This window comes from Candidatus Edwardsbacteria bacterium (assembly GCA_031082425.1).
Classification (GTDB): domain Bacteria; phylum Edwardsbacteria; class AC1; order AC1; family EtOH8; genus UBA2226.
In genome coordinates this window covers 66331-80202 of record JAVHLB010000004.1, presented here as the reverse complement: position 1 = coordinate 80202, position 13872 = coordinate 66331, and the positions used below count along the sequence as shown (strand labels likewise).

Below are 13872 nucleotides of genomic sequence, written 5' to 3'. Positions count from 1 at the left end.
TATTATTATAACATTAAAGACGAAAGGGGGTGAGGTTCCAATTCACCGTAAATTTTAGGTTAGGGATCAATTTAATTTACATTAATATCATCAACCTAAAGCCAAACTAATAATTGGAGGAGAAATGAGAGCAAAAGTTTTGACTATCCTGGTTTTACTAGCGATAGCGTCAACAGCTTTGGCCCAGATGTCAGCTGAACAAACCTATCCCTGGTACAATTCGTTCCGCAACCAGTCGACCGCCGGGTTATTGGAAGATAACCTGGACCTGATGCTGGGCCGCTGGGGTTTCTTGGATCCGGCCCGGATCGACCTGATCGATGGCAAGTACCTGTACACCAACCTGGCCAACATCTATAACAAGAACGAGGAACAGTTCAATCCCTCCGATGCCGGCACCTATGTGGTGGGCGGAACCTCGGATATCTTCGGCTACGGCAAACTGGGCCTGCTGTATTCCCGCAACTACATAATGGAGGCCGACAGCGAGGTTGTTGAAAATGTGACCTTGACCGATATCGATCCCGGGACCAATCCCGGATACGATTTCAGGGAAACCACCAAGGAAGAAGAACAGTGGCAGGGCCAGGAAGGCCAGACCGATTATTTCCTGGGATGGGCCAAGCAGGTCAACGATATGAGGCTGGGCCTGGCCTTCAAGCGCACCGCCCAATCATACAAAGAGGATGCTTTCAGCAACTGGGACCTCTCAGAGCAGAACATCATCACCGGCCAGACCATTTATACCGAGACCGGCAACGATACCGGCAGCTACGCCATGACCCAGACCGAGAACTGGATCGGCACCTCGGTCTGGAAGCCGATGAACGACAAGATGGACCTCAGCCTGCGGCTGGCCATCGGCATGGGTGGCGTCGAGTTTATCGACGAGTATGATTATACCTTCGCTTCGGCCTATCCCGGCGGCGACAGCTACGGCGAGACCGAGGACTGGAACAATGACATAAAATATTCCGGGACCGCCTTCTCCGGCGGCGGCGCCTATGTCTACAAGTGGACCGACGACGTTAACACCCGCTTTGACCTGCAGTTCACCCATTTGGGCTACACCGCGGATGAGGCGACCTGGGAGGGAACCTATCATGAGCAGAACGTGACCGTGAACTCGGATTATTATACCGCGAGCTATACCGACGCGGTCACCGGGGAATACACCCAGAATCAGATAGATTTCCGGATGGTCAACACCGCCAAGCTGGAGAAGGCCGTATTCGCCATAGGGCTGGGCTTCACCACCAGCAGCACGGAGATGACCCAGACCAGTGATCGGGCTGAGCGGGAGGTCTTTACATATCGCGAATTTAATAATGCTACATTGCCGGCCAGTTATGACTCAACTCTAAGCTGGGGCGAAGCGTGGGAAAACAAAACTACCGAGGCTGGATACCTGCTTTCACTGCCGGTGGGAGTCGAGTTCAATCTGACCGACAATATCGTCTTCCGTCTGGGAGCCGATCATCAGATCAGCAATTTAAATAACACCCGCAACGAGACCCTGACTGGCGGTAGTGAGATGGTAACCATAGTTTCCCGCCATGGCGACGGCACAACTACCACCGCTTACGATCCCAACCCGCTGGATGATGTAACCGGAGAATCCTGGACGCTCAAAGAAGCGACCAGCGATACCAAATACACCTACGGTGCTGGATGGAAGGTTACCCCCAACCTGCAGTTGGACTTCATGGGCTTCGCCCAGTTGAACGACCTGACCAATTGGAAGCTTTCAGCCGTATTTAAATTCTAAAAGAGAGGAGCAAAAGAGATGAAAAAAGCCTTATATACTCTGACTGTTGTCCTTTTGATCGGGGCCGTCATCGTGGGATGTGGCAAGAAGGAGAACCCGTTCGAACCGATCACCAGTTCCTACCTGCCGACTACCGCCATGGAATCCCAGGGTCCGACCGTGCTGAGCATCAACACCCGGGACGGCAATAATGCCCTTTATGAGTCGCCGACCTACGATGAGATAGTGGTGCTGTTCGACGCCGATATGAATCCCTCGACCATAAACACCAGCACCATCCTGCTGCAGGAGGTGGAGCACCTGGCCACCCCCCTGACCTACACCGTAAGCTATGACAAGGCCTCCAAAAAGGCCACCATCAAAGCCACCAACGGCTGGGATGACGACGCCAGATATCTGGTAACGGTCACCACCGGGGCCAGGGATATCCACGGACACGCCCTGGACGGCAACGGCAACGACTGGGTGGACCCGCAGGACTTTTACAGGGAGCAGTTCACCGGCTTCACCACTACCACCGCGGCCTATGACGTTACGCCTCCCACGGTGGCTATGGCCAGGCCCACCAACGATGCCATCTATTTCAGCACCACCGATTCCATCGAGATATGGATCATGGACAACGACAGCGTCGACCGGGCCAGCATCACCCAGGACGCCTTCGTGCTGACCAAGGCCAACGGCCAGGTGGTCACCCTGCCGGCCATGTATGTCGAGGAATCGTTCGCCCCCACCCTGTACATAGTCCGGTTCCGGCCCTTGGCCACGGTTCTGGTTGATTCCAACGATTATTTCTTCACCGTCAGGACCACCATAAAGGACATGAAGGGCAACATGCTTGACGGCAACAACAATGGAGACGCCGAGAACGAGTTCCTGGACCGGGAACGGATCAAATTCCGCACCTTCGATCCCCGCAACGGCGGCATACCGACCCAAAACACCAACCTGCGGGTGCTGTCCACCGCCTATGTGGATGCCAACCGGGGCCTGGTGATCCGGTTCACCCGCAAGATGAACCCGGCCACCCTCAACACCTCCAATATCAAGATCTACAATAACGCCGATTACACCGAGTACATCCCGGGCAGCATCAGCATCCTTCCCGACACCATGGGGGTGCGCTACTCTCTGGAGAACTACGACGGTTCGGGCTACCTGTGGGTCAGCCGTCTGGTGCGCGACACCGCCGGATTCTACCTGGACCAGAACAACAACGGCATCTCCGGCGAGGCCGCCTATACCACCGGCGAGGGCACCTATCAGGTTTCCGACGACCTGTTTGCCTCCATCAATTACAATTCCGGCCTGGTGATGATCCTGTTCAACGACATGGCAGAGGATGGAAACGTAGGCTGGACCACCCGGGGGACCACTCCCCAGCTATGGCATCGCAGCACCCGAAGCGTATCTGCAAATACTAATAACGGCGGTCTATATGCCTGGCATTGCGGGGTGGATGCCGACTCCAGCTATCTGGTGGCCGGCCCCACCGCGGTTCACGATACCCTGATGATGCCGGAGATGGACCTTACCGCCTATAACATCTACAGCAACTGCCGTTTACGGTATGATAGATGGTATTACACCGATGGCGCGGCCGATGCCTGCCGGCTTATCGCCTCCACCGATAACGGAGCCAGTTGGACAACGTTATTAACCTGGAGCGGCAACTCACCCGGATGGTCAATTGCAAGCTGGTCAGTAAATGCTTATTTGGGAACAAAAGTGCGTTTTGCCTTGGCCTTTGACACCGATGCCGTGGGCAACGTTTGGCCTTCTGAAGGCTTTTATATTGACAACATCCGTTTAGAAGTGTACTAGTAAGGTATTCCTTTAATAAAGCCCCCCGCCCTATGGCGGGGGGCTTTTGCTATTTACAATCATGAAAAAATATGAGATAATAAAAAAGATTATGAGAAAAGCGGTGCTGATAGTGCTGGACGGCTGCGGGGTGGGGGAACTGCCCGATGCGGCAAAATACGGGGATAGCGGCAGCAATACCCTGGGCAACCTGTCCCGGGCGATACCGGGGGGATTTAAGCTGTCCCATCTGCAAAAATTGGGGCTGGGCAATATCATCCCCCTGGCCGGAATGGAGCCGTCAGACAAGCCCTCGGCCAATTTCGGCAAGATGGCCGAAAGATCGCCGGGCAAGGACTCCACCGACGGGCACTGGGAGATGGCCGGGCTGGTGACCGTAAAGCCGTTTCCCACCTACCCCCAAGGTTTTCCTCCGGAGGTCATCGACCCGTTCAAAAAGGCCATCGGCCGGGATATTCTGGCCAACAAGACCGCCTCGGGGACGGAGATCATCAAGGAACTGGGCGATGAGCATGTCAGGACAGGCCTCCCGATAATCTACACCTCGGCCGACAGCGTCTTTCAGATAGCCTGCCACGAGGAGGTGGTCCCCCTGGAACAGCTTTACGACTGGTGCCGGAAGGCCCGGGATATTCTGGCCGGTGAGCATGCGGTGGGGCGGGTGATAGCCCGGCCCTTCATCGGGACCTCCGGCAGTTACCAGAGAGTGGGAGCGCACCGGCAGGACTTTTCGCTCCAGCCGCCCCGGCCCACCATTCTGGATCATATTAAAAAAGCCGGGCTGGAGGTGGTGGGGGTGGGCAAGATCCACGACCTGTATGCCGGCCAGGGGCTGACCCAGAGCCTCCACAGTGATGACAACCATGACGGCATGGCCAAGATCATTGACGCCTGGCCAAAGCTCTCCCGGGGCCTGCTGATGGCCAACCTGGTGGAATTCGACATGACCTGGGGCCACCGTAACGATGTGGCGGGGTTTTATCGGGGGCTGCAGGATTTCGATGCCTGGCTGCCCGGCCTGCTCAAAGCAATGACCGGAGAAGACATCCTGATCATTACCGCCGACCATGGCAACGATCCCACCACATCATCCACCGACCATTCCCGGGAATATGTGCCGCTGTTGGTCTACGGACCGGGATTAAAAAGCGGCATCGATCTGGGCGTCAGAGAAAGTTTTTCCGACATAGCCGCCACCCTGGCGGAGATGTTTGAGATAGCCGGCCTGGAGCACGTGCAGAGCTTTTTGGGTTTGATAAACCGTTAAGATGCCAAGATTTTTTTTGGAGAGCATAAAAAATGCCTAAACCCTATCCTCTAAACGCTAAAAGCCTGATCGAGGCTGCAAAAAAGGTTCGTCAAAAGGCCTATGCGCCATACTCTGGGTTCAAGGTGGGAGCCGCCCTGTTGGGTAAGAGCGGCAGAATATACACCGGATGCAATGTGGAGAATGCCTCCTACGGCCTGGCCTGCTGTGCCGAAAGGAACGCCGTTTTCAAGGCCCTGTCCGAGGGGGAGAAAGATTTTCTGGCCATAGCCATAGCGTCCAGCAGCAATGAACCTACCGCCCCCTGCGGGGCCTGCCGCCAGGTGCTTAATGAATTCGCCCCGGATATATCGGTCATCATGCCGGGCAAGAAGGGAACTGTCAAAACCACCCTGAAGAAATTACTGCCGTTTGCCTTCGGGCCAAAATCACTAAAATAAACATTAAAGGAGGATACCAAATTGTTAGGAATAGCATTTGCATTGGGACAGGGCGGAGCGCCGTCCGGAAGCAGTTCGGGTGGGGGGCTGATGGGACTGCTGCCCATCATCATCATGTTCGTGATCATCTATCTGCTGCTGATACTTCCCCAGCAGAAACAGCAGAAGAAGCACAAGGAGATGCTGAACACCCTGCAGAAGGGCGACAGGGTGGTGGCGGCCGGGGGCATCCACGGCACCATCGTCGGGGTCGACGAACAGAGGAACATCGTGGTCCTGAAGATCGACGAGAACGTCAAAATAGAGGTCCAGAAATCAACCGTGGCCTCCAAGATCGAAAATAAGTAGGGCTTTCCAGTGATCGGGCAAGACAATAAAATAATGCCCATCAGGATCTTCGGCGATCCGGTGCTGCGAAAAAAAACCCAGGCCATAGAGAATATCGATGGCTCGATAGCCCGGCTGGCCAGGGGGATGGTGGAATCCCTCAGCCAGGCCAGGGGCCTGGGGCTGGCGGCCCCGCAGGTGGGGCAATCCAAATCGATCTGCATCATCAACCTGCCGCTGTTGGACGAGAAGGTCAAACAACCGCTGGTGGTGATAAACCCCCGGATACACCTGAGGGAAGGGGAGGTCATTTACGAGGAGGGATGCCTGAGCTTCCCCGGCATCTATGCCGAGGTAAGCCGCCCCAAGAAGATCGCCCTGTCGGGTTTCGATCTTGACGGCAATGCCCTGGAGTATGAGGCTGATGACATCCTGGCCCGGGTGTTCCTGCACGAGGCCGACCATCTTGACGGGGTGCTGTTCATAGATCATCTAAGCACCATCAAAAGGCAGCTCCTGAAGACCAAATTGAAGAAGTTGAATCAAGATTAGAAGCAATCCATGTTCGGCCGTAAAAAAGGTTTGATCATCAAGGTGGAGTCCGGCCAGCCGGGCTCTTTTGCCGTTGGGCGGGCGGCCAGTATCCTGAAGGAAGAAGGGGTCATCGCCTTTCCCACCGACACCGTTTATGGCCTGGGATGCCGGGCCGATTCGGCCAAGGCGGTCCGGGCCATATTCAAATTAAAAGGACGGGATTTCAAAAACCCCCTGATACTGTTCATCGGTTCGGCCGGGGAGATCCAGCGATATTCCAAAGAGCTTCCGGCCTATGCTGAAAAGCTGCTCCGGGCATTCTGGCCGGGGCCGCTGACCCTGGTGGTCAGGGCTTCCGACCGGGTGGTCGGCTGGAAACTTGACAAGGGAGGGACCATCGGGCTCCGGGTCCCGGACAACGCCCTGCTGCAGGAGATCATCCAGGCATCCGGAATGCCGCTGGCGACCACCAGCGCCAACCGCAGCGGGGCTGCAGAGTCATTTTCCGCCCAGGAGGTGATGGATTCATTGCCGGGTCCGGCGGACCTGATGCTGGACGGAGGCCAGATAACCAGAAGTTGTCCTTCGACCGTGCTGGACATAACCGGAGATCATCCGGTGATCCTCCGGAAAGGGGCCGTCTCTCCGAACCAAATCCAGCAGCAGATCGGAATTCCGGTGAAACTCAGCAAAATACAGGTGCTGTTCGTTTGCACCGGCAACACCTGCCGCAGCCCCATGGCCGAGGGCTACCTGAAGCATATCCTTCCCAAGACATGGAAGGACAGGGTTGTGGTAAGATCGTGCGGGACCGGCGCCCTGCCGGGAATGCCGGCCATGGGCAACTCCCAGCAGGCCTCATCCAGGAACGGCTTTGACATCATCAGCCACCGGTCATCGTCCTGCACCCAGGGCCTGGTGCGGCAGGCGGACCTGATAATAGCCATGGAAGAGAAGCACCGCCGGGACGTCAAAATATTGGTTCCCGAAAATGAAGTGAAGCTGTTATCCCCTGACGGGGTCCCCGATCCCATCGGGGGAACCCTGGAGGATTACTTAAGGACCCTGGATCTCATCAAGGCCGAAATGCCGGACGTTCTGGAGTTGATAAAAGAGAAGCTGGACTGACAGGGCGTTTTAGCGCCCTGTTTTTCAATTTTGAAGGCAGAAAAAGGATCGATGGAGAAAAAATATTGGACAGCTGCGATGCTGGCAGCGGCCCTGTGCGCCTCCCTTTCATTTGCCCAGCCCGGGACCCATCTCCCAAAGCCGCCGGAGGCCTCAATTGTCCCCGTCTCGGACACCCTGTTCGGAGATATCCGGAGGGACAACTACCGTTGGCTGCGCCAGCGGGAGGACCCCCAGGTCATCAGGTATCTGACTTCGGAAAACCAATACGCCGAAGCGGTGATGGCGCCCACCCAGGCACTCCAGGAAATCCTGTATCAGGAAATGCGGGGCAGGATCAAGGAGACCGACCTGACGGTGCCGGAAAAAATGGGGAACTATTTTTATTATTACCGGACCGAACAGGGCCGGCAATACTCTTTATTTTGCCGGAAAAAAGACAGGCGGCCTGCCGGCGAGGAGATCCTTTTCGATGAAAATGCCGCTGCCCAGGGGCACCAATATTTCGATGTCGGTTCCTACCGGATCAGCCCCGATCAAAAGATGCTGGCCTATACCCTGGATACCACCGGATCGGAATACTACTCGCTTCATGTTAAAAACATCAGGCAGGGACGGCCCCTGGCCGACAGCATTGCCCGGATCGACAACAGCCTGGAATGGGGCAACGACGCCCAGACCCTGTTCTACCTGACCCTGGACGAATCCCACCGGCCCTATCGCCTTTACCGGCATATCCTGGGAACACCACAATCGAGTGACGCTCTGCTTTACCAGGAGGACGACCCTAAATACTCCCTGGAGCTGTTCAAGACCCGCAGCCGGAAATACATCGTGCTCCATATCTCCAGCAAGGCCACCACCGAAGAGCGCTACATCGAAGCCGACAAGCCCCGGAGCGGGTTGAAAATACTATCACCCAGAAGGCCGGGGATCGAATACTACCTTGAGCATCAGGGCCGGTATTTTTATGTTCTGACCAACCAAAACGCCGTCAATTTTAAGGTGCTGAGAGCTTCGGTCAAAGCGGGCGGAGAATGGCAGGAGTTCATCGCCCCGAGCGACTCCGTATTGCTGGAGGGGGTGGATGCCTTCAAAGATTTCATGGCGGTATATGAACGGCGCAACGGCCTGAAGAATATAAGGATCATCGACAGTAAAAACGGTACCGAACATTATGTGGAATTCCCGGAGCCGGACTACAGCTTCTGGCCCAGCCGCAACTGGGAATACGAGTCATACAAACTGAGGTTCTCCTACACCTCCTTGGTCACTCCCAGCACGGTTTACGACTATGATGTCAGAAAAAGGGCCAAGGAATCACTGAAAAGACAGGAGGTGCTGGGCGGCTATAACCAGGATGACTACCGGTGCGAACGTATCTTCGCCCGGGCCGGTGACGGCGCCATGATACCAATCTCGCTGGTCTATAAGGAGGGCCGGTTGACGGATGGCAAGAGCCCCCTGGTGTTGGAAGGTTACGGGGCCTATGGGGCCAGCAGCAATCCTTATTTCTCCAGCGCCCGCCTGAGCCTGCTGGACCGGGGATTTATTTATGCCATAGCCCATGTCAGGGGGGGCGGGGAGATGGGCCGCCGGTGGTATGACCAGGGAAAGCTGCTGAACAAGAAGAACAGCTTCACCGATTTCATTGCCTGTGCCGAATACCTGATATCTCAAAAGTATACCTCGCCGGACAAACTGGTGATCACCGGAGGCAGCGCCGGGGGGCTGCTGATGGGGGCGGTGGCCAATATCCGGCCCGATCTTTTCCAGGGAGTGGTGGCCAATGTCCCGTTCGTGGACGTCATCAACACCATGCTTGACCCTTCCATCCCCCTGACCACCGCTGAATACGAGGAATGGGGCAACCCCGGAGACCCGGCCTATTACTTCTATATGAAATCATATTCGCCCTACGATAACGTAAAAAGGCAGAACTATCCCAACATGCTGATAACCGCCGGGCTGAACGACCCCCGGGTGGGCTTCTGGGAGCCGGCCAAATGGACGGCAAAGCTCAGGGCCCTTAAGACCGATAATAATCTTCTGTTGCTGAAAACCAATATGGGGGCCGGCCACGGGGGCTTGACCGGAAGGTTCGATTACCTTAAGGAGGAGGCCTTTGAATATGCCTTTATTCTCGGCCTTTTCGGGATCGGGAAATGAGCCGGGAAAAATATCTTTGAATGCCAAGGGGAATGAGCTGATATGGCCAGGGGATTAAACAGATCACAGGAAAGCGCCGTCACGCATGGGAATGGGCCGCTGCTGATAATTGCCGGGGCCGGCACCGGCAAGACCAGGGTGATCACCGAGCGGATAAGATATCTGATAGAATCAAAGAAGGCCAAGCCCTCGGAGATACTGGCTCTGACCTTTACCGAGAAGGCCTCCCGGGAGATGTCCGACCGGGTGGACGCCGGACTGCCCATCGGGCACGAGGAGATCTGGATATCAACCTTCCATTCGTTCTGCGAGAGGCTGCTGCGCCAGGACGGCCTGGAGATAGGATTGGATACCAGTTACCGGATATTGACCGAGCCCGAGGTCTGGCTGTTCGTCCGGCAGAATCTATTCAAATTTCAGCTGGATTATTACCGGCCGCTGTCAAATCCGGCCCAGTTCATTCATGCCCTGCTGAGGGTCATCTCCAGAGCCAAGGACGAGGATATTTCAGCCGGGAGATATTTACAATGGGCGGAGGACAACGATAAAAAAGCGGCGGATCTTAAAAGCGATGATAAGGCCACCCTGGAGGATGCTGCGAAACAGCTGGAAGTGGCCCGGGCTTATCTTGGCTACCAAAAACTGATGCTGGATCATGGTTTCATGGATTTTGCCGACCTACAGACCTACTGCCTGAAGGCCCTCAGAGAAAAGCCCGGCCTTGGCATGAAATATCAGAAACGGTTCAGATACCTTCTGGTGGACGAGTATCAGGACACCAATTACAGCCAGAACCAGATGCTGAAACTGCTGGTGGGACAGGAGAAAAATATAACCGTCTGCGGGGATGACGACCAGTCCATTTACAAGTTCCGGGGGGCATCCATCAGCAATATCCTGCAATTCCGAAGGGATTTTCCGGAAGCTAGAACCGTGGTGCTCACCGACAACTATCGCTCGGGTCAGAGGATATTGGATGCCGCCTATCGTTTGATACAGTTCAACAACCCCGACCGGCTGGAGGCATCGGAGAGGGTGGATAAGAAGCTCCAGTCCCTGGCCGGAAAGGCGGATAACGACATCCGGTACCTATCCTTTAAATCAGCCGAGGATGAGGCTTCCTGGGTGTCCGAAGAGATCTGGCGGCATCTGCAGGGCGGAGGGCGGAGACCGTCGGATTTCGCCATTCTGTCGCGGAACAACGATCATCTGCTGCCGTTCGTAACCGCCTTGAAACAGCGGGGCATCCCCTACCAATTGGTGGGCAACCGCGGACTTTATGACCTGGAGGAAGTGAAGAACCTGATAGCCTACATTCAGGTGCTGCACAATTTTTACGATAACGCCGCCCTGTTCAGGTTGTTGACCCTGGAATGCTTTGAACTGCCGATGGAGGATATCACCCGGCTGTTGGCCCATTCCCGGCTGATCAATCAGCCTTTGTATGAAACCATGGATGCAGCGGCCAATCCCAGCGAAAAGGCAAAAGCTGAGGCAGCTGGATCCGATGACCACCACACCGAGAAAAAAGGATTTTCGGCTCTGAATGCCATCACCCCGGAAAGCATCGAAAAGATCAAGAAAATAAAGGATCTGATAGAGACCCACCTGGAGCTGTCCCGGAGACAGCCGGCCTCCCTGGTCCTGCTGGATTTCATCCGGCAGACCAATTATGCCCGCATCGGCGGCTTCCCCGAGACCCCGGAGGAGGAGCTCAGGATCAAGAACATCGGTTTGTTCCTGGCCAAGCTCAATCAGTTCGAATCATTGAGTGGAGACCGGACGGTAAAGGCGTTTGCCGAGTGGCTAAAGCTGATGGACGAGGCCGGGGACGATCCGGCCCAGGCGGTGATCGAGGATGTTGACGTGGTGACACTTTCCACGGTCCATTCGGCCAAGGGCCTGGAATATCCGATGGTGTTCATGGTGCAGCTGGCGCACCTGCGTTTCCCGGGCAGGAACCTGAGCGACCAGATAGAACTGCCCGATGAATTGGTCCCCGAGGATAAGCCGGCCGGAGATTTTCATATTCAGGAGGAGAGGCGGCTTTTCTATGTGGGCCTGACCAGGGCCAGGGAGCAGCTGTATCTGACCGCGGCTGAAATGTATACCGCCAAAAAGCTGTTCAAGCCGTCTGGCTTCATTGCCGAGGCTTTGGGGGAAACTCCGCCCCAAATGATCCCGGCCGGGGTGGGGCTGCTGCCAGCGGCGGCCCAGACCAAAGCCTTGGTCTGGGAGCAGAGTCCCCCCCCGTCGCCAGCGGAGGTAACGCGTTTTTCCTACAGCCAGTTCAAGGATTATGAAAAATGCCCCAGATTCTACAAGTTGAAATATATCCTCAAGATCCCGGAGACCCCGGCCCACAATGCCAGCTTCGGAAAAAGCATCCACGATGCCTTGAATGAATATCATCAAAATCTAGCCGCCGGCAAAAGCATCAACGGAGAACAGCTTAAGGAGATATACCGTAAACGCTGGGTGCCGGTGGGATACAAAAGCCAGGAACATGAGCAGGCGATGTATCAGGAAGGCCTGGAATTATTGGAGAAGTACTGCCAGATGGATGCCCGCCGGGAATCCGTCCCGGAAATGCTGGAGAAGGAATTCTCCGTAAGGCTGGCAAGCTGCCAGCTGGTGGGGCGGATAGACAGGATAGACCGATTGCCTGATGGTGATTACGAGGTCATAGACTACAAGACCGGAAAAAGCCGACCCCAGAAAGAGGTGGACAAGGACGAGCAGCTTACGGTGTATGCCCTGGCCTGTCACCAGGCTTTGGGACTTAAACCGAAAATATATTCGCTTTACTTTGTTAAACAGGGGGAGAAAATAAGCACGGCAAGGAGCGAAAAACAGATGGAAGAGATAAAAGCGGCAGTCAACCGAACGGTGGAGGACATCCGGGCGGGCAATTTCAAACCGGTCAAAAACGAGCGCAGCTGCGGACAATGCCAATACCAGATCATATGCGGGTGAATACTAAAAACACAGTGGAGGAAATATGAACATCCAAAACAGCGTCATCACAGTTACCATAGAGATTCCAAAGGGATGCCGCAATAAGTATGAATATGATAAGGAAAGCGGTGCTATAAAATTCGACCGCATGCTATTCTCCTCAGTGCATTATCCCAGCGATTATGGCTTCATTCCCAATACCCTAGCATTGGACGGCGATCCCCTGGATGTCCTGGTGTTGGTCTGGGAACCGACCTTCCCAGGATGCGTCATTGAGGCCAAGCCCATCGGGGTCTTTGTCATGTTTGATGAAAAAGGGCAGGATGAGAAGATCCTCTGTGTTCCTACCACCGATCCTTTGTGGAACCACTGTAATTCGCTAAATGATGTGCCGCCGCACCTGCTAAAAGAAATAAACCATTTCTTCTCCATCTACAAGGATTTGGAGGGAAAGAGCGTCCGGATTGAAGGCTGGCAGGACAAAGCTGCAGCGGTTATGGTGATCAAGGAAGCCAAAGATCGCTTTTTCGGCCAGAAGCACCAATAGCATTGAAGAATAAACTACTGATATACTCCTGTGCGGTAATTCCGTCATTTTTCTGGGGGTTCTCGTTCATTTGGATGAAGCAAACCTACCAGTATTATCAGCCGATAACGACGGTATTCATCCGAGTGGTGCTGGCGGCTGTATTCTTGGGGATTTTCATATGGGTCTTTAAGAAGGAACAGAAAATCCGTTCCGGAGACCTGAAAAAATTCCTGCTGCTGGCTTTTTTTGAGCCATTCTGTTATTTCCTGGGCGAGAGCTATGGGATAAGGCTGGTTTCTCCCACCACCGCTGCCATTATAATCTCGACCATCCCTGTTGTGACGCCGGTAATAGCCTTTTATTTTATTAAGGAAAAACTCAAGGCGGTCAATATAATTGGTCTTATCCTATCTTTTGCCGGGGTGGTGCTGATGATCAGCGGTCCGGAAAGCTCTTTATCCGGTTCGCTGAAGGGAATTCTGCTATTATTTTGTGCTGTAATAAGTGCGGTATTTTATGGCATAATGCTCAAGAAACTTTCGGCGGTCTATTCCCCTTTGGTAATAGTAAGGAACCAGAATATCATCGGAGGGCTTTTGTTTTTACCGATCTTTATGTTCTTGGGATTTAAGAATTTCATCAGCATCGTTCCCGGAAGGGACCTTATAATAACCCTGCTTAACCTGGCCCTTTTTGCTTCTACCCTGGCTTTCTTGCTGATAACCGTGGCGGTCCGGGAGCTGGGATTAAGCCGGACCAACATTTTTGCAAATATCATTCCGGTTATTACGGCGGTGTTTTCTTATTTATGGTTCAGGGAGAGCTTCGGCTGGCAAAAGATAATAGGAATGGTGGTTGTTTTGGCTGGGCTTTTTATTTCCCAGGCCGAAGGTAATTGGCAGGTTATGAGAACGGATGAATGAAACCA

At 54.4% G+C, this 13872-nt stretch carries 11 protein-coding genes; all 11 read left to right on the top strand.

The annotated features are described in order from the left end of the window. The first annotated feature begins 124 nt into the window (after positions 1–124). The 11 genes from RDU76_05190 (at position 125) to RDU76_05140 (ending at position 13867) form a co-directional block, all read left to right on the top strand. Positions 125–1768: a hypothetical protein gene (locus RDU76_05190; protein ID MDQ7798323.1), complete on the top strand. Its 1644-nt coding sequence runs from the start codon at positions 125–127 to the stop codon at positions 1766–1768. An 18-nt stretch (positions 1769–1786) separates the two neighbouring features. After that, positions 1787–3592 (top strand): Ig-like domain-containing protein, encoded by a 1806-nt coding sequence (locus tag RDU76_05185; GenBank protein MDQ7798322.1) that lies wholly within the window; start codon positions 1787–1789, stop codon positions 3590–3592. Between the two features lie 88 nt (positions 3593–3680). After that, on the top strand, positions 3681–4859 hold the full coding sequence (locus RDU76_05180; GenBank protein MDQ7798321.1) for a phosphopentomutase: 1179 nt from the start codon (positions 3681–3683) through the stop codon (positions 4857–4859). A 32-nt stretch (positions 4860–4891) separates the two neighbouring features. After that, entirely contained in the window at positions 4892–5299 is a 408-nt protein-coding gene (locus RDU76_05175; protein MDQ7798320.1) for a cytidine deaminase, read from the top strand. A 21-nt stretch (positions 5300–5320) separates the two neighbouring features. Further along, on the top strand, positions 5321–5647 hold the full coding sequence (yajC, locus tag RDU76_05170) for a preprotein translocase subunit YajC (protein ID MDQ7798319.1): 327 nt from the start codon (positions 5321–5323) through the stop codon (positions 5645–5647). Positions 5648–5656: 9 nt separating this feature from the next. After that, complete coding sequence (gene def, locus RDU76_05165) at positions 5657–6178, top strand: peptide deformylase (GenBank protein MDQ7798318.1); 522 nt, start codon at positions 5657–5659, stop codon at positions 6176–6178. Positions 6179–6187: 9 nt separating this feature from the next. Next, positions 6188–7288, top strand: a complete 1101-nt coding sequence (locus RDU76_05160; protein ID MDQ7798317.1) for an L-threonylcarbamoyladenylate synthase — start codon at positions 6188–6190, stop codon at positions 7286–7288. Between the two features lie 51 nt (positions 7289–7339). Continuing rightward, complete coding sequence (locus RDU76_05155) at positions 7340–9457, top strand: S9 family peptidase (protein MDQ7798316.1); 2118 nt, start codon at positions 7340–7342, stop codon at positions 9455–9457. Between the two features lie 42 nt (positions 9458–9499). Further along, positions 9500–12433, top strand: coding sequence for a UvrD-helicase domain-containing protein (locus RDU76_05150; GenBank protein ID MDQ7798315.1), 2934 nt, complete (start codon positions 9500–9502; stop codon positions 12431–12433). 25 nt (positions 12434–12458) lie between these two features. Then, the gene (locus tag RDU76_05145) at positions 12459–12962 is read left to right on the top strand and encodes an inorganic diphosphatase (GenBank protein ID MDQ7798314.1); all 504 of its coding nucleotides are present in this window, start codon (positions 12459–12461) and stop codon (positions 12960–12962) included. Between the two features lie 2 nt (positions 12963–12964). Beyond that, positions 12965–13867 carry a DMT family transporter gene (locus RDU76_05140; protein MDQ7798313.1) on the top strand — a complete coding sequence of 301 codons (903 nt, stop codon included), beginning with the start codon at positions 12965–12967 and terminating at the stop codon, positions 13865–13867. Positions 13868–13872: the final 5 nt, after the last annotated feature.

Bases quoted from the DNA above. Each gene is read 5' to 3' on its own strand.
- RDU76_05160 (MDQ7798317.1), top strand. From the start codon at position 6,188: ATGTTCGGCCGTAAAAAAGGTTTGATCATCAAGGTGGAGTCCGGCCAG.
- RDU76_05185 (MDQ7798322.1), top strand. From the start codon at position 1,787: ATGAAAAAAGCCTTATATACTCTGACTGTTGTCCTTTTGATCGGGGCC.
- RDU76_05150 (MDQ7798315.1), top strand. From the start codon at position 9,500: ATGGCCAGGGGATTAAACAGATCACAGGAAAGCGCCGTCACGCATGGG.
- RDU76_05155 (MDQ7798316.1), top strand. From the start codon at position 7,340: ATGGAGAAAAAATATTGGACAGCTGCGATGCTGGCAGCGGCCCTGTGC.
- RDU76_05145 (MDQ7798314.1), top strand. From the start codon at position 12,459: ATGAACATCCAAAACAGCGTCATCACAGTTACCATAGAGATTCCAAAG.
- RDU76_05175 (MDQ7798320.1), top strand. From the start codon at position 4,892: ATGCCTAAACCCTATCCTCTAAACGCTAAAAGCCTGATCGAGGCTGCA.
- RDU76_05190 (MDQ7798323.1), top strand. From the start codon at position 125: ATGAGAGCAAAAGTTTTGACTATCCTGGTTTTACTAGCGATAGCGTCA.